Here is an 18,985-nt window from a genome sequence, read left to right on the forward strand (position 1 = left end):
CTCCCTGACGCTGGCTAATAATGGGGCGAATGTACCGCCCCCGCGGTCTTATTTTTTACCGAATGGGTGCAACAGCTTGTCGATTTCCGGTGTATCAATGTTCTGCGCATTAACAAATTTCACCGGAATATCAATTTCTTTCGGTACTGACTGACCTGACACGGCCGCATTCAGCGTCTTAATACCCTGATAGCCAATCTGGTACGCATCCTGTACAACAAAGCCCTGGATCACGCCAGATTTCAGGAAGGCAATGATTGCTTCGGTGCTATCAAAACCAATCACCTTCACTTTACCTTTCAGGTTTTGGCTATCAATGGCGTTCGCCACACCCAGCGTTGAGCCTTCATTGGTGCCGTAGATCCCGGCAATATCGGGGTTTGCCTGGATCATATCGATGGTTTTATCCATCGCTTTTTGCGGATCGCCATCACTGTACTGAACCGGCAGAACTTTGATATCCGGATATTTTTCCTTCATTCTGGCCACAAAACCTTCCGAACGTTCAATTGCGGAAGAGGTTCCAGCCACGTGCGCAATAATGCCGACTTTCCCTTTGCTACCCACTTGTGCAGCGAGAGCATCTGCCGCTTCAGCCCCTGCTTTACGGTTATTCGTTGCCACAAAGCTGACAGGAATGTCAGAATTTACGCCTGAGTCAAACGTCACCACCTTGATGCCGCGTGAATTCGCTGTTTCCACTAATGGCGCAAGCGCATTGGCGTCTAATGCCGCCAACAGCAACCCATTAGGTTTTTGCGCCATTGCGTTTTCAACCAACTGAATCTGCTCGGCAATCTGAGTTTCATCGGCAGGCCCAACATAGCTGGTCTTATCGCCCAACTCTTTCGCTGCCGCTTCGGTACCCATTTTTACGGTCTGCCAGAATTCATGCTGGAAGCCTTTACTGACCACAGGAAGGTTCATATCTTTAGCCAGTGCGCTGGATGTCATGCAGGCCAGCAGGGATAACGCATAGACAAAATTCCTGGTTCTCATTGTTTTACTCCGTTCTGAGTGAGTCACCCTAAACGTCAGGGTTATGTTGTCCCGTGACTTCCGGGTGCGTAAATCAACGAATTTTTTTGCGTAAAGTGTCGAGATAAACCGCGGCGATAACGACTACGCCCATGGCCACCATTTGCCAGAACTGCGAGACGCCCATCAGGTTCAGACCATTTTTCAACACGCTCATAATGAATGCGCCGATAATGGTGCCGCCAATAGTGCCAATCCCCCCCATCAGGCTGGTACCGCCAATGACCACCGCAGCAATGGCTTCCAGTTCATAGCCCACGCCGACGGTCGGCTGGCCCGAGTTCAAACGAGAGGCCAGAATGACCCCGGCAATCCCGGTCAGCAGACCACAAAATGCGTAGACGAAAATTTTCACGCGCTGGACTTTAATCCCGGAAAGATGCGCAGCAACCTCATTACTGCCCACGGCATAGACATAGCGGCCAATCACCGTTTTCTTGAGGATATATGCGGCGATCAGTGCGACAACCACGAGGTAAAAAACGGGGTAAGGCAGCACATCGAACAAGCGTCCCTGCGCCAGCATCTTGAAGGTGGGATAATCAGCAAAGTAAATTGCCCGGCCGTCAGTCATTACCATATTGATGCCTCTGACGGACATCATCAGACCCAGGGTGGCAATAAAGGGCGGAATAGTCATTTTAGTGACCAGCAATCCATTGATATAGCCGCATAATCCACCCGCCAGCACACCCGCCAAAATACATACGGGCAGAGGTAATCCCAGCGTGGCGCTGATACCTACCGCAACACCAGAAAAAGCCACTACCGAGCCAAGAGAAAGGTCGATTCCTGAAGTGATAATGACGAAGGTAACGCCAATCGCCATGATGCCAATCACCGAGGTTTGCAGGGCAATTGTCATAATGTTTTCAGTGTTAAAGAAGAAAGGTGATCCAAAACTAAAAAATATCACCAGAATAATCAGACTCAAAAGCGGCGCCAGGCGCATTAAAAGCTCTTTGTTAATTTTTATTTTCTTATTATTGCTGTCTGAAGAGGTTACAGAGATAGTCATAAATTAGTCCTCTAACGTCGCATATTGCATGATTTTTTCTTGTGTGGCGTCATCAGAAGCTAACTCTCCGGTAATACGCCCATTACGCATAACTAAAATGCGATCGCACATACCCAGCACTTCCGGTAATTCAGAGGAAATCATGATAATTGATTTCCCTTTTGCCACCAGTCGATTCATTAATTCATAAATTTCAAGTTTGGCTCCCACATCAATACCGCGGGTGGGTTCATCAAAGATGAGAATGTCGGTGTCTTTGCATACCCATCTGGCAATAATAATTTTTTGCTGATTACCGCCACTTAAATTCAACGCAGCCTGTTCAAGATGCGGCGTCTTAATACGCAGTGCTTTCACCTGCTCTTCGCTGGTTTGCTGACAGCGTTTGCTATCCACGTTGCCATATCGGTTGGAATATTCGGGGTAATTTCCTAGCATAATATTGCGTTCAACGGACAATCCTAATGCCAGGCCCTCTTTTTTTCTGTCCTCGGTTAAGTAGCTAATACCCTGCTGGATGGCATCAGGAATATCCTTGATTACCGTCTCTTTACCGTTCAACTTGATGGTTCCGCTATCGATAGGATCGGCACCAAAGATAGCCCGTGCCAGCTCAGTACGCCCGGCCCCCATCAGCCCGGCAAAACCTAAGATTTCCCCCTGATGCAAGGTAAAATCGATATTGTTCAGTACGCCTTTTCGCGTCAGGCCACTGACTTCCAGTACCGGTTTACGCTGGGGTTGCGGCTCCCGACGGGGATAGATATTGCCAAGGTCACGCCCAACCATCATGGCAATCAGGTCGCTGATTTTGACCGAGTCATAATCCACGGTGGCAATAAACTGTCCATCACGCATGACGGTAGCGCGATCGGCTATCAGCGCCAGTTCCTCCAGTCGGTGCGAGATATAAACGATGCCCGTTCCCTGTTCTTTAAGTAAGCGTGTAACCCGGAATAAACTGTCAATTTCGGTTTCCGTCAACGCCGCCGTTGGTTCATCCATAATAAGAATCTTGGCATTCACCGATATCGCTTTCGCAATCTCAACCATTTGTTGCTGAGCAACAGTAAGATCGGCAACCAGCGTGTCTGGGGAGATATTCAGGTTTAATTTTTGCAAAATATCGATCGCAGCCTGCCGCTGTTGTTTCTCATCCAGACGCCAGCGATTATTTTTGCAAAACTCCCTGCCAATAAATATATTGTCTTCGACCGTCAGTTCAGGAAAAAGGTTAAACTCCTGATGAATAATGGTGATACCTACGCTTTGTGCGCTCAATGGGTTTGCAAACGAAACGGGTTGGTTCTCAAAAATAATATCCCCTTCATCAGGTTGATATACACCGGATAAAATTTTCATCAGGGTAGACTTTCCCGCGCCATTCTCCCCCAACAGTGCATGAACCTCACCTTTGCGTAAAGTAAAATCCACATTACTCAACGCTAATACGCCGGGAAAACGTTTCGTAATATGACTCATCTGTAAAAATGTTTCAGACATTGCTGCTTTCCTCAATATACAGAAACTGTAATCAGTGAATCAGGCGAAAAACAGCGTTGCCAGGAAGCCATCGTCACCGTTAATGCGAATGTGTCTACAAGATCATATGCGTTTTATCAACGATGCTAACTCGAGTTAGCGATTGCCTTTTAAAGCTATTTTAGCTGCCAAAAATAGCCAAATCATTTGGTTTAAAACTGTGACACTGAACAGACATTTTATTTTATCTTATTAATTTAAAAAGAATTTAATAAAAAAATTTGTATTTGTTTATTTGACGCAGATCGAATTTTAACCACTTCTCGTGAGGCTTCTCACAGTTCCATAACAAAAAAGTTGTGCAAAAAACTCTCTAATACCTAAGCTAACTCGAGTTAGCAAAAATGGGTAATTCAGCCAACTGCGACAGTGGTGTCCGACATCCGCTTTTGCAGCACGGCATAAAGTGAGATGAGGAACCTCGAATGAAAAAAAATAGTTTACCGAAAATCGGTATTCGTCCGGTGATTGATGGGCGTCGTATGGGTGTACGCGAGTCGCTCGAAGAACAAACCATGAACATGGCAAAAGCCACTGCCGCACTGATTTCCGAGAAACTTCGTCATGCCTGCGGGGCACAGATCGAGTGCGTTATCGCAGACACCTGTATTGCCGGATTGGCTGAATCTGCCGCCTGTGAAGAAAAATTTAGTAGCCTGAACGTCGGCGTGACAATTACCGTCACGCCGTGTTGGTGCTACGGCAGCGAAACTATCGATATGGACCCTATGCGCCCGAAAGCCATCTGGGGTTTCAACGGGACGGAGCGTCCAGGTGCCGTGTATCTGGCTGCAGCACTGGCTGCACATAATCAAAAAGGGCTTCCCGCCTTCTCTATTTACGGTCATGACGTGCAGGATGCAGGTGATACCACTATCCCTGCCGATGTTGAAGAAAAACTGCTGCGTTTCACTCGGGCAGGTTTAGCCGTTGCCAGCATGAAAGGTAAAAGCTATCTGTCCGTCGGCGGCGTTTCAATGGGAATTGCAGGCTCTATTGTCGACCATAACTTCTTTGAATCCTGGCTGGGAATGAAGGTTCAACCTGTTGATATGACCGAATTGCGTCGTCGCATTGACCAGAAGATCTATGACGAAGCGGAGCTGGAAATTGCCCTGGCATGGGCGGATAAACATTTCCGTTATGGCGAGGATCAGAACGCACAACAGTATAAGCGAAATGAAGAACAGAGCCGTGCAGTGCTGAAAGAGAGCCTGCTGATGGCCATGTGCATTCGCGACATGATGCAGGGTAACCAGAAACTGGCAGAGAAAGGCCGGGTTGAAGAGTCGATGGGGTACAACGCGATTGCCGCCGGTTTCCAGGGCCAGCGCCACTGGACGGATCAATATCCAAACGGCGACACCGCCGAAGCGTTGCTCAACAGCTCATTTGACTGGAATGGCGTGCGCGAACCGTATGTCGTCGCCACCGAGAACGACAGCCTGAACGGTGTCGCAATGTTGTTTGGCCACCAGCTCACCGGCACGGCACAGGTCTTTGCTGATGTACGAACCTACTGGTCACCGGAAGCAGTAGAGCGCGTCACAGGTAAACCGCTGACCGGTCTTGCGGAGCACGGCATTATTCACCTGATTAACTCCGGCTCTGCGGCACTGGATGGTTCCTGCAAACAGCGTGACAGCGAAGGCCAGCCAACCATGAAACCACACTGGGAGATCTCACAGCAGGAAGCAGATGATTGCCTGGCGGCGACGGAATGGTGTCCGGCGATCCACGAGTATTTCCGAGGCGGCGGCTACTCTTCCCGTTTTCTTACCGAAGGTGGCGTACCGTTCACCATGACCCGCATCAATATCATCAAAGGTCTGGGTCCAGTGCTACAAATTGCGGAAGGCTGGAGTGTGGAATTACCGAAAGAGGTACATGCTCAGCTTGATGCTCGCACCAACTCTACCTGGCCGACCACCTGGTTTGCACCGCGCTTAACCGGCAAAGGTCCGTTCAGCGATGTCTATTCCGTAATGGCTAACTGGGGTGCCAACCACGGTGTGCTGACGATTGGCCACGTTGGTGCGGACTTTATTACGCTCGCCGCCATGCTGCGTATCCCTGTGTGTATGCACAACGTGGAAGAAGAGAAGATCTATCGCCCTTCCGCATGGGCGGCGCACGGTATGGACAGCGAAGGCCAGGATTATCGCGCCTGCCAGAACTATGGCCCGCTGTATAAGCGTTAAACATCAAGCGATTGCCTGATGGCGACGCTTACGCATCTTATCGGGCCTACGAAGTGCACGGTTTTGTAGGCCCGATAAGGCGAAGCCGCCATCCGGCAATAGGTAATATCCCAGGAGCAATTATGAAACAAGAGGTTATCCTGGTCCTTGACTGTGGCGCGACCAACGTGCGGGCTATCGCTGTTGACCGCCAGGGAAAGATTGTCGCTCGTGCGTCCACCCCAAACGCCAGTGACATCGCTGCAGAAAATAGCGCCTGGCATCAGTGGTCCCTCGACGCTATTGTGCAGCGCTTTGCCGATTGCTGCCAGCGGCTCTCCGCGCAACTGGCCGCCTGCCAGGTCCGTGGGATCGCCGTCACCACCTTTGGCGTAGACGGCGCATTGGTTGATCAGAACGGCAAGCAACTGTATCCGGTAATCAGCTGGAAATGCCCACGCACCACGGCAGTAATGGAGAATATCCACCGCTACATGCCGTCGCAGCAGTTGCAGGAAATTTCCGGCGTCGGCGCGTTCAGCTTCAACACGCTGTATAAACTGGTTTGGCTAAAAGAAAACCATCCGCAATTACTGGAACAGGCGCACGCCTGGCTGTTTATTTCATCACTGCTCAACCATCGCCTCACCGGTGAGTTCACCACAGATATCACCATGGCCGGTACCAGTCAGATGCTGGATATTCATCAGCGAGATTTCAGTGTTGATATTTTGCAGGCAACCGGGATACCACGCCGACTGTTTCCACGTTTAGTTGAAGCGGGAGAGCAGATTGGAGTACTGCAACACGAGGCCGCCAGCCTGCTCGGGCTACCAGTGGGTACTCCTGTGATATCTGCCGGACACGACACGCAGTTTGCGCTATTTGGCGCTGGAGCCCAGCCAGATGAACCCGTGCTCTCCTCCGGTACATGGGAAATTCTGATGGTGCGCAGCGCGCAGGTGGATACATCCCAGCTTAGCCATTATGCGGGTTCAACCTGTGAACTGGATAGCCAGCCCGGACTCAATAACCCCGGAATGCAGTGGCTTGCTTCCGGTGTCCTCGAATGGGTACGCAAGTTGTTGTGGACTGCTGATACCCCATGGCAAACGCTGATTGACGAAGCCAGGGCAATCCCGGCAGGTGCCGAAGGCGTGAAGATGCACTGCGACCTGCTGGCCTCTCAGAATGCGGGCTGGCAGGGTGTCACACTCAACAGTACCCGCGGACACTTCTACCGCGCGGCGCTGGAAGGATTGACGGCCCAGTTGCAGCACAATCTACACACACTAGAAACCATCGGTCATTTCAACGCAACAGAGCTACTTCTGGTTGGTGGAGGAAGTCGTAATGCACTATGGAATCAGATAAAAGCGAACATTCTGGGTATTCCCATCAAAGTGCTGGATGATGCCGAAACGACGGTTGCCGGTGCAGCGATGTTTGCCTGGTCCGGTATCGGCGAATTTGCCTCTCCGGAACTGGCTCGCGCGCAGGTGGACTATCAGTATCGTTACTTCTATCCACAAACAGAACCCGTATTCACAGGAGTCGAGTGACATGCTCAAAACGATTTCCCCCTTAATTTCCCCGGATCTGTTAAAGGTGCTGGCTGAAATGGGTCACGGTGATGAGATTATTTTTTCCGACGCCCACTTTCCGGCCCACAGTATGGGCCCGCAGGTTATCCGGGCCGATGGTCTGCAGGTCAGCGACCTGTTGCAGGCGATTATTCCGCTGTTTGAACTGGACAGTTACGCCCCACCACTGGTGATGATGGCCGCCGTCGAAGGAGACTCGCTCGACCTCGACGTAGAAGCGCGATATCGGCAGGCACTGTCATTACAAACACCTTGCCCGGACATCACTCGCATTGACCGTTATGCATTTTATGAACGCGCACAAAAAGTATTCGCAATCGTTATTACAGGGGAGCGGGCAAAGTACGGAAATATCCTGTTAAAAAAAGGGGTAACGCCATAATCTCTTACCTGAATGCCCGACAGGTACGGGCATTCATCGCATGATGGGGTGAGAAAACATGAAAGCAGCGCGCCTGCAAGCAATCCTGGATCTGTTGAGCAACCATAAAAGTCTGACGACTGAAACCTTATCCTCACAGCTCAATGTCAGTAAAGAAACTATCCGTCGCGATCTTACGCAACTGCAGGCGCAGGGTAAGGTACTGCGTAATCACGGGCGCGCCAAAGTGATACATCGGGTAAACCAGGACTGCGGCGAGCCGTTTCATATCAGACTGAAAAGCCATTATTCCCACAAAGCAGATATCGCCAGAGACGCGTTAACGTGGATAGAGGAAGGTATGGTGATCGCGCTGGATGCCAGTTCTACTTGCTGGTACCTGGCTCGCCTGTTGCCAGACATTAACATTCACGTATTTACGAATAGCCAACCGATTTGCCTCGAATTGGGTAAACGTGAAAATATTCGGTTGATCAGTTCCGGTGGTCGACTTGAGCGTAAATACGGTTGCTACGTTAATCCATCGCTCATCTCACAGCTAAAGTCACTTGATATCGACCTGTTCATCTTTTCCTGCGAGGGGATCGACCGTGGCGGTACACTCTGGGATTCAAATGCTACCAACGCCGATTTTAAATCCATCCTGCTTAAGCGTGCGGCGCAGTCATTATTATTGATTGATAAGAGTAAATTTAATCGCTCGGGTGAGACGCAGATTGGGCATCTGGAAAATGTGACGCATATTATTTCAGATACAGAAATGATTGAAACAACCCACGCCGGATGAGGCGTTCACGCCGCCATCCGGCATATAAGTATTATCGTTCGTCGCGACGACCACCGACGGCAGCCCACAGACGACGCACGTGCACGGTGACTTCTTCACGGTCATGATACAGCTGACGCGCCTGAATCTGGGCATTTACGCCATGTTCATCAAGCTGGGCCTGAATGTAAGCCAGGTTCTGTGATACCTCTTCGTAGCGTTTTTTCATCGGCAGCTTGAGGTTGAAAATCGTCTCACGACACCAGCCGTTGACCAGCCATTGTGCCATCAGCGCGGCAACCTTCGCTGGCTTCTCCACCATGTCGCACACCATCCATGAGATGTTGTTGCGATTCGGGCGATACTTAAATCCATCCTCCCGCAGCCAGGTGACCTGCCCGGTATCCATCAGGCTTTGTGCCATCGGACCGTTATCCACGGAGTAAACCCACATGTTGCGTTTAACCAGCTGATAGGTCCATCCGCCCGGGCAGGCCCCTAAATCCACCGCATACATTCCATTGGCCAGACGCTCATCCCACTCATCGGCAGGGATAAACACGTGCAGCGCCTCTTCCAGCTTCAACGTTGAACGGCTCGGCGCATCCGCCGGGAACTTCAGACGCGGAATCCCCATGTAGAACGGGGAGTTATTGTCAGGCCAGGAATAGCCGGTATAGCAACAGCCTGGCGCAATAAAGAAGACGTGCACTACCGGACGTTTTGGCGTTTCATGTTTTGCCAGCACGCCCGCTTCACGCAGCGCGGCGCGCAGCGGTACGGTAAATTTGCGACAAAACTTAACCAGCTCTTTGCTTTCATTCGTGTCGGCAACTTCGACACGCAAATCGCCGCCTTTCTCCACCACGCCCTGCAGCATACCGACGATCGGTGTGATGCGGTCTTCCGGCGGCAAATATTGCAGTAGCTCGCCGACAACAAACATTTGGCGAGCAAAAATCAGCGAGCTAAACGGCAACTCTTTAACCAGCTTTTCCGCATCTTCCTGCTGATAGCATTCAAAGATGACATAACCCGCATTTTCTTTGACGCGGGCGAAACCAAAGATTTCGCGACGCCCTGCTTTATCCGTAATTTCTGCGGCGCACTCTTTTTCAAAACCCGGGCGACACAACAATACAACCTTATTCATGGCTTACGCCCTTACGTTTCAATCGAATAGCGCCCACTAACATCAGTGCCCAGCCTACAAGGAAGCTAAAACCACCGACAGGGGTAACAAACGCCCACAGGCGTAAATGAGAAAGCGCGAGGCAATACAGACTGCCGCTAAACAGCACAGTCCCTAATGCCAGGAACACGCTACTCCAGTAAAACCAAATGCTGATGCGTCGCTGCATGGCGACGGCCAGACCAAAAATAGCCAGCGTATGAAATGCCTGATACTCAAGGCCAGTCTGGATCCACCCCATTTCAACAACGCCGAGGGTTTTACTCAGAACATGTGCCCCAAAGGCTCCCAGAGCTACAAAGATAAAGCCACTGACGGCGGCAAAAATCAGCATAAAACGGCTGGTCATGTTAATACCCTACGTAAATTATTGTTCATAACGAAAGCGGAATTTTTCTTGTTCCGTGGCCGCTTTCGCCAGTATCCACTGACGGAAGGCGGCTATTTTACCCAGTTCTGCCTGACTGTCATGACAAACCAGATAAAATGCGTTTTTGCTGACCAGAACATCATTAAATGGACAAACCAGACGTCCGGCTTCAATTTCGGACTGCGCCATAACGTTATTGGCCAACGCAACGCCCTGTCCATGGATAGCGGCCTGTAGCACCATGGCGCTATGGCTGAAGATAGGTCCCTGCTGTACGTTGATATGATTCAGCCCAAGCTGGCGTGTATAAGCTTGCCAGTCACGCCGTGACGCATCGTGCAATAACGTATGTTTTGCCAGATCTTCAGGCGTCTTCAGCGGTTTATCACCAGTAAGCAACAGCGGCGAGCAGACCGGCAATAAATATTCTGCGTACAATTTTTCAACGCGCAGACCCGGCCAGTTGCCGCGCCCGTAGAAAATCGCCACATCCACATCGTCAGCCAGTTTGTCTTCCTGACGGTCCACCGCCTGGATCCTGACATCGATTCCCGGATAAGCTGAGTTAAAGCTAGAGAGTCTGGGCACCAGCCATTGGATCGCAAAACTGGGCAATAAACTGACCGTAAGCGCACCTTTTGCACTGCGTGCCTGAAGTTTACGCGTCGCGTCGGTTAATTGCGAAAAAATCTCTTTGATGTCGAGGAAGTAGCTTTGGCCTTCTTCCGTCAACAGTAAAGATCGATTGCGTCGACGAAACAGCTTCAGCCCAAGGAAATCCTCGAGTGACTTGATTTGATGACTTACTGCGGCCTGCGTCACAAAAAGCTCTTCTGCTGCACGCGTAAAGCTCAAATGACGCGCTGCAGCATCAAAAACACGCAACGCATTTAAGGGTGGTAATCGTTTTGACATGACTTTTAGGCTTTGATGTTAAATGAATTTAACAATTAGCTAACAGGCTGTAACCTATTAGTTTTTTTTATCTGAGCCATTATAAATTGTCCGTTGAGGTTCTACCAGCAAATACCTATAGTGGCGGCACTTCCTGAAGCCGGAACGAAAAGTTTTATCGGAATGCGTGTTCTGGTGGGCTTTTGGCTTACGGTTGTGATGTTGTGTTGTTGTGTTTGCAATTGGTCTGCGATTCAGACCATGGTAGCAAAGCTACCCTTTTTCACTTCCTGTACATTTACCCTGTCTGTCCATAGTGATTAATGTAGCACCGCCAAATTGCGGTGCTTTTTTTTGTCCGACTCTTTGTCGATGGATGACCGGTTAGTTATCCAGTTCTACCATCTCTTTCACGTCAGTGCGGTTAATCTGCTGTTTGTTGCCGTTAGCGTCTTTATACGAAATCATCCCCGTTTCATTATCGGTCTGTGGCTTACCGTCAGCTACGATTGATCGACCATCGTTGGTGTGCATCACGTAATTCGAACCGGAACAGGCGCTCAGGGCAAAAGTCAGCATACAGGCAGAAATTATGGCGGCAGTCTTTTTCATCTTCTTCTCCTTAAAGCGATTTATGCTATTAAAAACACACTCCGTAACAGGCAAAATTGTTCACCTAACGCTATTTAGCATAAGACACTGAGCGGGCTTTGCCAGGATATCCAGAGTATTCCGATGGTTAGCGCAACCCTTGTATCAATGCCCTTTTTGCGCCACGATCGGTTTACTGAACTGAGGAATACCATGAACGCTTTTAACCCCACGCAGTTTCGCGCACAATTTCCCGCACTCAACGATGCAGGTGTCTATCTCGACAGCGCCGCGACGGCATTGAAGCCGCAGGCGGTGATTGAGGCGACCCATCAGTTTTATAGTCTGAGCGCCGGGAACGTCCATCGCAGCCAGTTTGCTGAAGCCCAGCGTCTGACCGCGCGCTATGAAGCCGCGCGGGAAAAAGTCGCACGGCTGATTAACGCGCCGGATGACAAAACAATCGTCTGGACCCGTGGCACGACGGAAGCTATCAATATGGTTGCCCAAAGTTATGCGCGTCCGCGCTTACAACCGGGCGACGAGATTATCGTCAGCGTAGCGGAACATCACGCCAACCTGGTTCCCTGGCTGATGGTGGCGGAGCAAACGGGGGCCAACGTCATCAAGCTTCCGCTCAATGCCCATTTGCTGCCTGACACTGAGCGTCTGGCGGACCTCATCACCCCACGCAGTCGCATTCTGGCTCTCGGTCAGATGTCGAACGTCACCGGTGGCTGCCCTGACTTAGCCCGCGCGATTACGCTTGCTCATGCGGCAGGCATGGTGGTGATGGTGGATGGCGCTCAGGGAATTGTACATTTCCCCGCTGACGTTCAGCAGTTAGATATTGATTTCTATGCCTTTTCCGGACACAAATTATATGGTCCGACGGGCATTGGCGTATTGTATGGTAAACCAGAACTGTTGGAGGCCATGTCACCGTGGCTCGGCGGCGGTAAAATGATTAGCGAAGTCAGCTTTGATGGTTTCTCCACACAAGCGGCACCGTGGAAGCTTGAGGCAGGCACGCCGAACGTTGCGGGCGTCATTGGATTAAGTGCGGCGCTTGAATGGCTTGCGGATATTGATATCGTGCAAGCCGAAAACTGGAGCCGCAGTCTGGCGACGTTGGCAGAAGATATGCTGGCAAAGCGGCCAGGATTTCGTTCCTTCCGCTGCCAGGACTCCAGTCTGTTAGCCTTTGATTTCGCAGGCGTTCATCACAGCGACATGGTGACGCTACTGGCCGAATATGGCATTGCGCTGCGAGCGGGGCAGCACTGCGCACAACCGCTGCTGGCGGAGCTGGGCGTCTCCGGGACGCTGCGCGCCTCATTTGCACCTTATAATACGCAAAGCGATGTGGATGCGTTGGTCGCAGCCGTCGATCGCGCACTGGAAATATTGGTGGACTAATGACAAGCCCTCTGCTCGCCGGACACCCGTTTGGCACAATCGTAACGGAAGAGACGTTACGGAATACTTTTATCCCACTCACCCAGTGGGAAGATAAATATCGTCAACTTATTTTACTGGGCAAGCAACTTCCGGCCCTTTCAGATGATCTGAAAGCGCAGGCAAAAGAGATTGCCGGATGCGAAAACCGCGTTTGGCTGGGGTACAGTCTGCATGAGAATGGCACACTTCACTTCTTCGGTGATAGTGAAGGCCGAATTGTGCGCGGCCTGCTGGCGGTACTACTCACGGCTATCGAAGGTAAAACTACCGCGGAGTTACAGACGCGTTCGCCGATGGCGTTATTTGATGAGTTGGGCTTAAGCGCACAACTGAGCGCGTCACGTAGTCAGGGGCTGAATGCGCTCATTGAGGCAGCTCAGGATGCCGGATGGCAACGCTGATGCGTCTTATCCGGCCTACAACGCTGCGTGAACCGTAGGTCGGATAAGCGTCACGCCATCCGATACAATCAGGCCTGACGCGCGGCTTTCGCCATCATTTTCTTCAGCGCGTGAGAGACCGCAACAAAACCAAAGGTCGCCGTCACCATGGTGGCAGCGCCAAACCCGGATGCGCAATCCATACGCTTCGGCCCTTCCGCCGTAGCCTTCATTGCACATACCGAGCCATCTGCCTGCGGATACACCAGCGCTTCGGTCGAAAACACGCAGTCCACGCCCAACTTGCCTTTGCTGTTTTTCACCACCCCAAAATCACTTTTCAGCCGCTCACGTAGCTTGGCCGCCAGCGGATCCTGGATGGTTTTTGCCAAATCAACGACCTGTATCTGCGTCGGGTCGATCTGCCCGCCCGCACCACCGGTGGTCACCAGCGGAATTTTGTTACGCCGACAGTAAGCGATCAGCGCCGCTTTTGGGCGCACGCTGTCAATCGCATCAATGACATACGCATAACCCACACTCATATACTCAGCAACGTTATCCGGCGTGACAAAATCATCGACCACGTTAACCCGGCACTCCGGGTTAATCTGACGGATACGTTCAGCCATCACTTCAGCTTTTGCCAGACCGACGTTATCGCGCAGAGCATGGATCTGGCGGTTAGTATTGGTGACGCACACATCATCCATATCGATGAGCGTGATGGCACCAATGCCAGTGCGCGCCAGCGCTTCCGCCGCCCACGACCCCACGCCGCCAATTCCAACGACACAGACGTGCGATTGGGCAAACAGTTGCAGCGCATTTTCGCCATACAGACGCGCCGTACCGCCAAAACGCTGACGCCAAGCATCACTTATAACCACAGACATAGAACCTCAGATATAGAAAACAAAAAGAGCGGACAAATGCCGCCCTTGATGACTGCATCACTGCCTGATGGCGGCTACGCCTTATCAGGCCTACTCAATAATCCAGGCCGGATAAGCGAAGCGCCATCCGGCAATTAACCGCTGAATACGTTACCCGCGTTGGCCGCTGTTTTCAGCACCCACACGCGTCCGTAGTGATTATACCACCCCGCACGGTGTCCGGCGTCTGCACCAATACCCTGGTAGATATCGAAGTGCTGTCCTTTTATCGCCCCACCGACATCTAACGCCACCATCAGACGTAATTCATACTGACCGGTGAATTTCCCGTTATTGTCCAGCAGCGGAACTTCCGCCAGTAACGTTGTGCCCGCAGGAATGATGCTGCGATCAGAAGCCACGGATGCGCGACCAATCAGCGGTACCGCGCTGGCCCCTTTGACCGGCGCAAAAGATTGCGGTTTAAAGAAGACAAACGATGGGTTCTGCTCCAGAAGCTCACGCACTTCAGCTTCGCTGTGCGTTTCACCCCAATGGCGAATGGCCTGCATCGACATATCTTCTTTTTTCACTTCACCACGGTCGATAAGCACCTTACCGATGCTGCGATAGGCGTGACCGTTTTTCCCGGAATAGCTAAAAAAGTTCAGCGGACTGCCATCGCCGAAATCGATGTAACCACTGCCCTGAACATCCATAATGAAGTTATCCATTAGGGAGTTGCTGTACGCCAGAATATAATTGTCGCTCAGGGCGCCCGCATAAATCTCGGCACGGCTTGGTAAGCGCCCACGTTTTGGCGGCATGCGGTAGATAGGGTACTGAAATTCGCCCTGACGCGTATGGCGCGCCTGGATAACCGGCGTGTAGTAGCCCGTAAACTGGACGTTACCGTAGTTGTCCGCCCCTTCCATTTGCCAGGCATCAATACCAAACTGGCGCATACTGCGCGTATCACCGCCCGCACGTAGCCACTGCTGGATAGCGTTGTAAACGTTACTCTGGTTACCGTACAAACGTGGCGATGCGCTGCGAATTTGATTAACCTGCTCGGCGAAATCACCGGCGTTAATTGGCGCGCCAACCGCATCAGGCTGGTTCACCAGTGAGAAAGGCTGGGTAAATTTCCCGTCTTTATACTGCTGCCCACGATCGGTGGGTTTTGAGGAACATGCTGCGAGCATCGCGACGACTGCTCCCGCCAGAAGATATTTTGCCCAACGTCCTTTCATTGTTCTCGTCTTATGTTGCCTGAATGCGAGACGAAGATAACAAACCCCCGAACCTAATGAAATGCGTATACCTACCTGAACGCAAATTTTGCGCAAAAAACAATCCAGAATGCGTTGTTTTTGTTCGTTTTCGCCCTAAAAACGTGATCAAGGTGAAAAAAGGGTTGCATGAAATCATTAGCAGAGTATAGTGCGCATCCACGGACGCGGGGTGGAGCAGCCTGGTAGCTCGTCGGGCTCATAACCCGAAGGTCGTCAGTTCAAATCTGGCCCCCGCAACCAATTAAAATCAGAAGCAGTAACGTTACTCGATGGAAGAGTAATGACGGACGCGGGGTGGAGCAGCCTGGTAGCTCGTCGGGCTCATAACCCGAAGGTCGTCGGTTCAAATCCGGCCCCCGCAACCAATTAAAATCTGATGTAATATTTTTGCAAAGTGTTTGAAATACGAAGCAAAAAGACGGACGCGGGGTGGAGCAGCCTGGTAGCTCGTCGGGCTCATAACCCGAAGGTCGTCGGTTCAAATCCGGCCCCCGCAACCAACACATTAAACACCTTAACGGGTGTTTTTTTGTATCTGCGATCCGTAAAAAAAGCGCTTTTCAGCGCTTTTTTGTTATCCCCTTCTCGCCAGCGTCGCCCCATCGGCAAAGTAGGCTTTAATCCCCGCCAGAATCGACTCTGCAACTTCCTGCTGGAAGGTCGCCGTTTTGAGTTTGCGCTCTTCCTCAACGTTACTGATAAACGCTGTTTCTACCAGAATGGACGGAATATCCGGCGCTTTTAGCACCGCAAACCCGGCTTGTTCAACCTGATTCTTATGCAGATTGTTGATTTTACCAAGCTTATTCAATACCGCTTTACCAAACTTCAGGCTGTCGGCGATGGTCAGCGACTGCACCATATCGAACATGGTATGGTCGACGTAGCGGTCGCCACTCTTGCTGACGCCACCGATGAGATCCGAGGCGTTCTGGGTCTGCGCCAGATATTTCGCTGCGGTACTGGTCGCGCCTTTGGTCGAGAGCGCAAACACCGACGAACCGCTGGGCTGTCGACTGGTAAAGGCATCGGCGTGAATCGAGACAAACAGGTCTGCGCGCTGCTTCTGCGCTTTTGCCACACGGACTTTAAGCGGAATGAAAATATCTTCATTTCGCGTCATAAAGACCTTCATGTTGCCCTCTTTCTCTATGAGGGCTCGCAGACGGCGGGCAATCTGCAGTACCACATCTTTTTCACGCGTCTTGTATTTCCCCACCGCGCCGGAATCTTCCCCACCGTGGCCCGGGTCCAGCATAATGACAATGGGGCGATCGCGTCCCGCTTTGCCCGGCTGTGGGCCACTCTGCGCAGGTGGAACCTGTTTATCCAGATCGCCCTTGTTGTAATCTTCCAGCAACGCCAGCAGAGGATCCTGAACATCCTGGGCATTCGCGGGATAGAGATCCATCACCAGACGTTCTTTAAAGCCCGCCACCGGCGCCAGAGCAAAAAGTTGCGGCTTCACATTCTGTTTCAGCTCGAACACCATCCGCACGGTTTGTGGATCAAACTGGCCAACGCGCGCCGATTTAATATACGGGTCGTCAGGACGAATCTGCGCTCCCATGCCCTTGAGCACCGAGTTCAGATTAACGTCTTCAATATCCACAACCACACGCTCAGGATTACTCAGGGCAAACTGTTTGTATTTCAGCAGACGGTTAGATTCTACCGTGACGCGGGTATAGCTGGACGCAGGCCAGATACGTACGGCAACGACCTGACTCGTGGCTGCCAGACCAACCTGGCTGACGCTTAAAAGCCACATAGCACCCGCACCTTTCAGTAAACGGCGGCGACTGATTGCTGAGTTGGATCCCGACATGCTTCTCCCGAGCAAAAGAAATCTGTATTGAGGTAATACGTAAAACGTCCGAATTGACCGGAAACTTTAGCGAATGACGCATAATCTGTCATCTATAAAAGGGTAAACATTCTTTTTATATTCACGGTATTACTGATAAAAATCTTCGGTATGGGTAAAAATTACGCTTGCGTACAGCGCAAAAACAGAATAAAAATACACAAATTACGAATAATCATGCAATGAGGGTGTGCCGTGGTGAAGGAGCGTAGAACCGAACTGGTACAGGGATTCCGCCATTCTGTTCCCTATATCAATACCCATCGGGGAAAAACGTTTGTCATTATGCTGGGCGGCGAAGCCATAGAGCATGAAAACTTTTCCAGTATCGTCAATGACATTGGTCTTCTTCATAGCCTCGGCATCCGCCTGGTCGTGGTCTATGGCGCACGACCGCAGATTGATGCCAATCTTGCGGCGCATCATCATGAACCGGTGTACCACAAAAACACGCGCGTCACCGATGCGAAAACCCTGGAGCTGGTCAAACAGGCTGCGGGTTTACTTCAGCTTGATATTACCGCCCGCCTGTCGATGAGCCTGAATAATACGCCGTTGCAGGGGGCGCATATCAATGTGGTCAGCGGTAATTTTATTATCTCCCAGCCGCTGGGCGTTGATGACGGCGTAGATTACTGCCACAGCGGGCGTATTCGTCGCATCGATGAAGAGGCGATTCACCGCCAGTTAGACAGCGGCGCGATTGTGCTGATGGGCCCGGTCGCCGTTTCCGTCACTGGTGAGAGCTTTAATCTGACGTCAGAAGAGGTCGCCACGCAGTTGGCTATCAAACTGAAGGCGGAGAAGATGATCGGCTTTTGCTCCTCTCAGGGCGTCACCAACGATGATGGCGATATTATTTCCGAGCTGTTTCCCAACGAAGCCCAGGCTCGCGTTGAATTGCAGGAAGAGAAAGGCGATTACAGCTCCGGTACGGTGCGCTTCCTGCGCGGCGCAGTGAAAGCCTGTCGCAGTGGCGTACGCCGTTGCCATCTGATCAGCTATCAGGAAGATGGCGCATTACTGCAGGAACTGTTCTCCCGCGACGGGATCGGGACGCAGATCGTAATGGAAAGCGCCGAGCAGATCCGCCGCGCCACCATTAACGATATCGGCGGGATTCTGGAGCTTATCCGCCCGCTGGAACAGCAAGGTATTCTGGTCCGCCGCTCCCGCGAACAGCTGGAAATGGAGATCGACAAGTTCACCATAATTCAGCGCGATAATCTGACCATTGCCTGCGCCGCCCTGTACCCTTTTCCGGAGGAGAAGATTGGCGAAATGGCGTGCGTGGCAGTGCATCCGGACTACCGTAGCTCATCACGCGGCGAAGTTTTGCTGGAGCGGATTGCTGTGCAGGCCAGACAAATGGGGCTGAGTAAGCTGTTCGTGCTGACGACGCGCAGCATTCACTGGTTCCAGGAGCGCGGCTTCACGCCGGTCGATATCGATCTGCTGCCGGAAAGCAAAAAAGAGATGTACAACTATCAGCGGCGGTCAAAAGTGCTGATGGCGGATTTGGCATAGGAG

At 51.5% G+C, this 18,985-nt stretch carries 17 protein-coding genes and 3 tRNA genes; 10 read left to right on the forward strand and 10 right to left on the reverse strand.

The genetic code is table 11. The features are described 5' to 3' along the window. Positions 1-48 precede the first annotated feature (48 nt). The 3 genes from AL515_RS19540 to AL515_RS19550 all read right to left on the reverse strand — a co-directional run bounded on the left by AL515_RS19540 (position 49) and on the right by AL515_RS19550 (position 3,559). Positions 49-999: an ABC transporter substrate-binding protein gene (locus tag AL515_RS19540; RefSeq protein WP_061068495.1), complete on the reverse strand. Its 951-nt coding sequence runs from the start codon at positions 997-999 to the stop codon at positions 49-51. Positions 1,000-1,072: 73 nt separating this feature from the next. Continuing rightward, positions 1,073-2,056, reverse strand: coding sequence for an ABC transporter permease (locus tag AL515_RS19545; RefSeq protein ID WP_003034055.1), 984 nt, complete (start codon positions 2,054-2,056; stop codon positions 1,073-1,075). 3 nt (positions 2,057-2,059) lie between these two features. Continuing rightward, entirely contained in the window at positions 2,060-3,559 is a 1,500-nt protein-coding gene (locus AL515_RS19550; protein ID WP_061068496.1) for a sugar ABC transporter ATP-binding protein, read from the reverse strand. Positions 3,560-4,023: 464 nt separating this feature from the next. Between AL515_RS19550 and fucI the strand changes: the two genes are divergently transcribed. The 4 genes from fucI (at position 4,024) to fucR (ending at position 8,551) form a co-directional block, all read left to right on the forward strand. Further along, on the forward strand, positions 4,024-5,799 hold the full coding sequence (gene fucI, locus AL515_RS19555) for an L-fucose isomerase (RefSeq protein ID WP_061068497.1): 1,776 nt from the start codon (positions 4,024-4,026) through the stop codon (positions 5,797-5,799). A gap of 122 nt (positions 5,800-5,921) precedes the next feature. Beyond that, on the forward strand, positions 5,922-7,340 hold the full coding sequence (fucK, locus tag AL515_RS19560) for an L-fuculokinase (RefSeq protein WP_061068498.1): 1,419 nt from the start codon (positions 5,922-5,924) through the stop codon (positions 7,338-7,340). Between the two features lies 1 nt (position 7,341). Further along, positions 7,342-7,764: an L-fucose mutarotase gene (fucU, locus tag AL515_RS19565; RefSeq protein ID WP_048213091.1), complete on the forward strand. Its 423-nt coding sequence runs from the start codon at positions 7,342-7,344 to the stop codon at positions 7,762-7,764. Positions 7,765-7,822: 58 nt separating this feature from the next. Then, positions 7,823-8,551: an L-fucose operon activator gene (gene fucR, locus AL515_RS19570; RefSeq protein ID WP_061068499.1), complete on the forward strand. Its 729-nt coding sequence runs from the start codon at positions 7,823-7,825 to the stop codon at positions 8,549-8,551. A 31-nt stretch (positions 8,552-8,582) separates the two neighbouring features. Here the strand turns inward: fucR and rlmM are convergent, their stop codons facing one another. From rlmM to AL515_RS19590, 4 genes are all read right to left on the reverse strand, one after another. Beyond that, the gene (gene rlmM, locus AL515_RS19575; protein WP_048213093.1) at positions 8,583-9,683 is read right to left on the reverse strand and encodes a 23S rRNA (cytidine(2498)-2'-O)-methyltransferase RlmM; all 1,101 of its coding nucleotides are present in this window, start codon (positions 9,681-9,683) and stop codon (positions 8,583-8,585) included. After that, entirely contained in the window at positions 9,676-10,071 is a 396-nt protein-coding gene (locus AL515_RS19580) for a DUF423 domain-containing protein (RefSeq protein ID WP_003034037.1), read from the reverse strand. The genes rlmM and AL515_RS19580 overlap by 8 nt, the downstream gene beginning before the upstream one ends. Positions 10,072-10,089: 18 nt before the next feature. Then, positions 10,090-11,007 carry a glycine cleavage system transcriptional regulator GcvA gene (gene gcvA / locus AL515_RS19585; protein ID WP_005130970.1) on the reverse strand — a complete coding sequence of 306 codons (918 nt, stop codon included), beginning with the start codon at positions 11,005-11,007 and terminating at the stop codon, positions 10,090-10,092. Positions 11,008-11,370: 363 nt separating this feature from the next. Then, the gene (locus tag AL515_RS19590; RefSeq protein WP_003840386.1) at positions 11,371-11,598 is read right to left on the reverse strand and encodes a YgdI/YgdR family lipoprotein; all 228 of its coding nucleotides are present in this window, start codon (positions 11,596-11,598) and stop codon (positions 11,371-11,373) included. Positions 11,599-11,790: 192 nt separating this feature from the next. On the opposite strand from AL515_RS19590, the gene csdA reads away from it, so the two are divergent. Further along, positions 11,791-12,996: a cysteine desulfurase CsdA gene (gene csdA, locus AL515_RS19595; RefSeq protein ID WP_048213095.1), complete on the forward strand. Its 1,206-nt coding sequence runs from the start codon at positions 11,791-11,793 to the stop codon at positions 12,994-12,996. Further along, positions 12,996-13,439, forward strand: a complete 444-nt coding sequence (gene csdE / locus AL515_RS19600; RefSeq protein ID WP_048213096.1) for a cysteine desulfurase sulfur acceptor subunit CsdE — start codon at positions 12,996-12,998, stop codon at positions 13,437-13,439. The genes csdA and csdE overlap by 1 nt, the downstream gene beginning before the upstream one ends. 68 nt (positions 13,440-13,507) lie before the next feature. On the opposite strand, the gene tcdA is transcribed toward csdE, so the two are convergent. Together tcdA and mltA are read right to left on the reverse strand one after the other, a co-directional pair. Next, positions 13,508-14,314 (reverse strand): tRNA cyclic N6-threonylcarbamoyladenosine(37) synthase TcdA, encoded by an 807-nt coding sequence (gene tcdA, locus AL515_RS19605; protein ID WP_048213097.1) that lies wholly within the window; start codon positions 14,312-14,314, stop codon positions 13,508-13,510. 134 nt (positions 14,315-14,448) lie between these two features. After that, positions 14,449-15,546 carry a murein transglycosylase A gene (mltA, locus tag AL515_RS19610; protein ID WP_048213098.1) on the reverse strand — a complete coding sequence of 366 codons (1,098 nt, stop codon included), beginning with the start codon at positions 15,544-15,546 and terminating at the stop codon, positions 14,449-14,451. 205 nt (positions 15,547-15,751) lie between these two features. Between mltA and AL515_RS19620 the strand changes: the two genes are divergently transcribed. From AL515_RS19620 to AL515_RS19630, 3 genes are all read left to right on the forward strand, one after another. After that, a tRNA-Met gene (locus tag AL515_RS19620) sits at positions 15,752-15,828 on the forward strand. A gap of 48 nt (positions 15,829-15,876) precedes the next feature. Beyond that, a tRNA-Met gene (locus AL515_RS19625) sits at positions 15,877-15,953 on the forward strand. Positions 15,954-16,011: 58 nt separating this feature from the next. After that, a tRNA-Met gene (locus tag AL515_RS19630) sits at positions 16,012-16,088 on the forward strand. 74 nt (positions 16,089-16,162) lie between these two features. Here the strand turns inward: AL515_RS19630 and amiC are convergent. Beyond that, entirely contained in the window at positions 16,163-17,416 is a 1,254-nt protein-coding gene (amiC, locus tag AL515_RS19635) for an N-acetylmuramoyl-L-alanine amidase AmiC (RefSeq protein WP_048213099.1), read from the reverse strand. 234 nt (positions 17,417-17,650) lie between these two features. On the opposite strand from amiC, the gene argA reads away from it, so the two are divergent. Continuing rightward, positions 17,651-18,982, forward strand: coding sequence for an amino-acid N-acetyltransferase (gene argA, locus AL515_RS19640; protein WP_048213100.1), 1,332 nt, complete (start codon positions 17,651-17,653; stop codon positions 18,980-18,982). Positions 18,983-18,985: the final 3 nt, after the last annotated feature.

This window comes from Citrobacter sp. FDAARGOS_156 (genome assembly GCF_001559235.2).
Lineage (GTDB): Bacteria > Pseudomonadota > Gammaproteobacteria > Enterobacterales > Enterobacteriaceae > Citrobacter > Citrobacter youngae.

Coding starts and splice junctions, on each gene's coding strand:
- AL515_RS19540 (WP_061068495.1), bottom strand. CDS start 999: ATGAGAACCAGGAATTTTGTCTATGCGTTATCCCTGCTGGCCTGCATG.
- AL515_RS19545 (WP_003034055.1), bottom strand. CDS start 2,056: ATGACTATCTCTGTAACCTCTTCAGACAGCAATAATAAGAAAATAAAA.
- AL515_RS19550 (WP_061068496.1), bottom strand. CDS start 3,559: ATGTCTGAAACATTTTTACAGATGAGTCATATTACGAAACGTTTTCCC.
- fucI (WP_061068497.1), top strand. CDS start 4,024: ATGAAAAAAAATAGTTTACCGAAAATCGGTATTCGTCCGGTGATTGAT.
- fucK (WP_061068498.1), top strand. CDS start 5,922: ATGAAACAAGAGGTTATCCTGGTCCTTGACTGTGGCGCGACCAACGTG.
- fucU (WP_048213091.1), top strand. CDS start 7,342: ATGCTCAAAACGATTTCCCCCTTAATTTCCCCGGATCTGTTAAAGGTG.
- fucR (WP_061068499.1), top strand. CDS start 7,823: ATGAAAGCAGCGCGCCTGCAAGCAATCCTGGATCTGTTGAGCAACCAT.
- rlmM (WP_048213093.1), bottom strand. CDS start 9,683: ATGAATAAGGTTGTATTGTTGTGTCGCCCGGGTTTTGAAAAAGAGTGC.
- AL515_RS19580 (WP_003034037.1), bottom strand. CDS start 10,071: ATGACCAGCCGTTTTATGCTGATTTTTGCCGCCGTCAGTGGCTTTATC.
- gcvA (WP_005130970.1), bottom strand. CDS start 11,007: ATGTCAAAACGATTACCACCCTTAAATGCGTTGCGTGTTTTTGATGCT.
- AL515_RS19590 (WP_003840386.1), bottom strand. CDS start 11,598: ATGAAAAAGACTGCCGCCATAATTTCTGCCTGTATGCTGACTTTTGCC.
- csdA (WP_048213095.1), top strand. CDS start 11,791: ATGAACGCTTTTAACCCCACGCAGTTTCGCGCACAATTTCCCGCACTC.
- csdE (WP_048213096.1), top strand. CDS start 12,996: ATGACAAGCCCTCTGCTCGCCGGACACCCGTTTGGCACAATCGTAACG.
- tcdA (WP_048213097.1), bottom strand. CDS start 14,314: ATGTCTGTGGTTATAAGTGATGCTTGGCGTCAGCGTTTTGGCGGTACG.
- mltA (WP_048213098.1), bottom strand. CDS start 15,546: ATGAAAGGACGTTGGGCAAAATATCTTCTGGCGGGAGCAGTCGTCGCG.
- amiC (WP_048213099.1), bottom strand. CDS start 17,416: ATGTCGGGATCCAACTCAGCAATCAGTCGCCGCCGTTTACTGAAAGGT.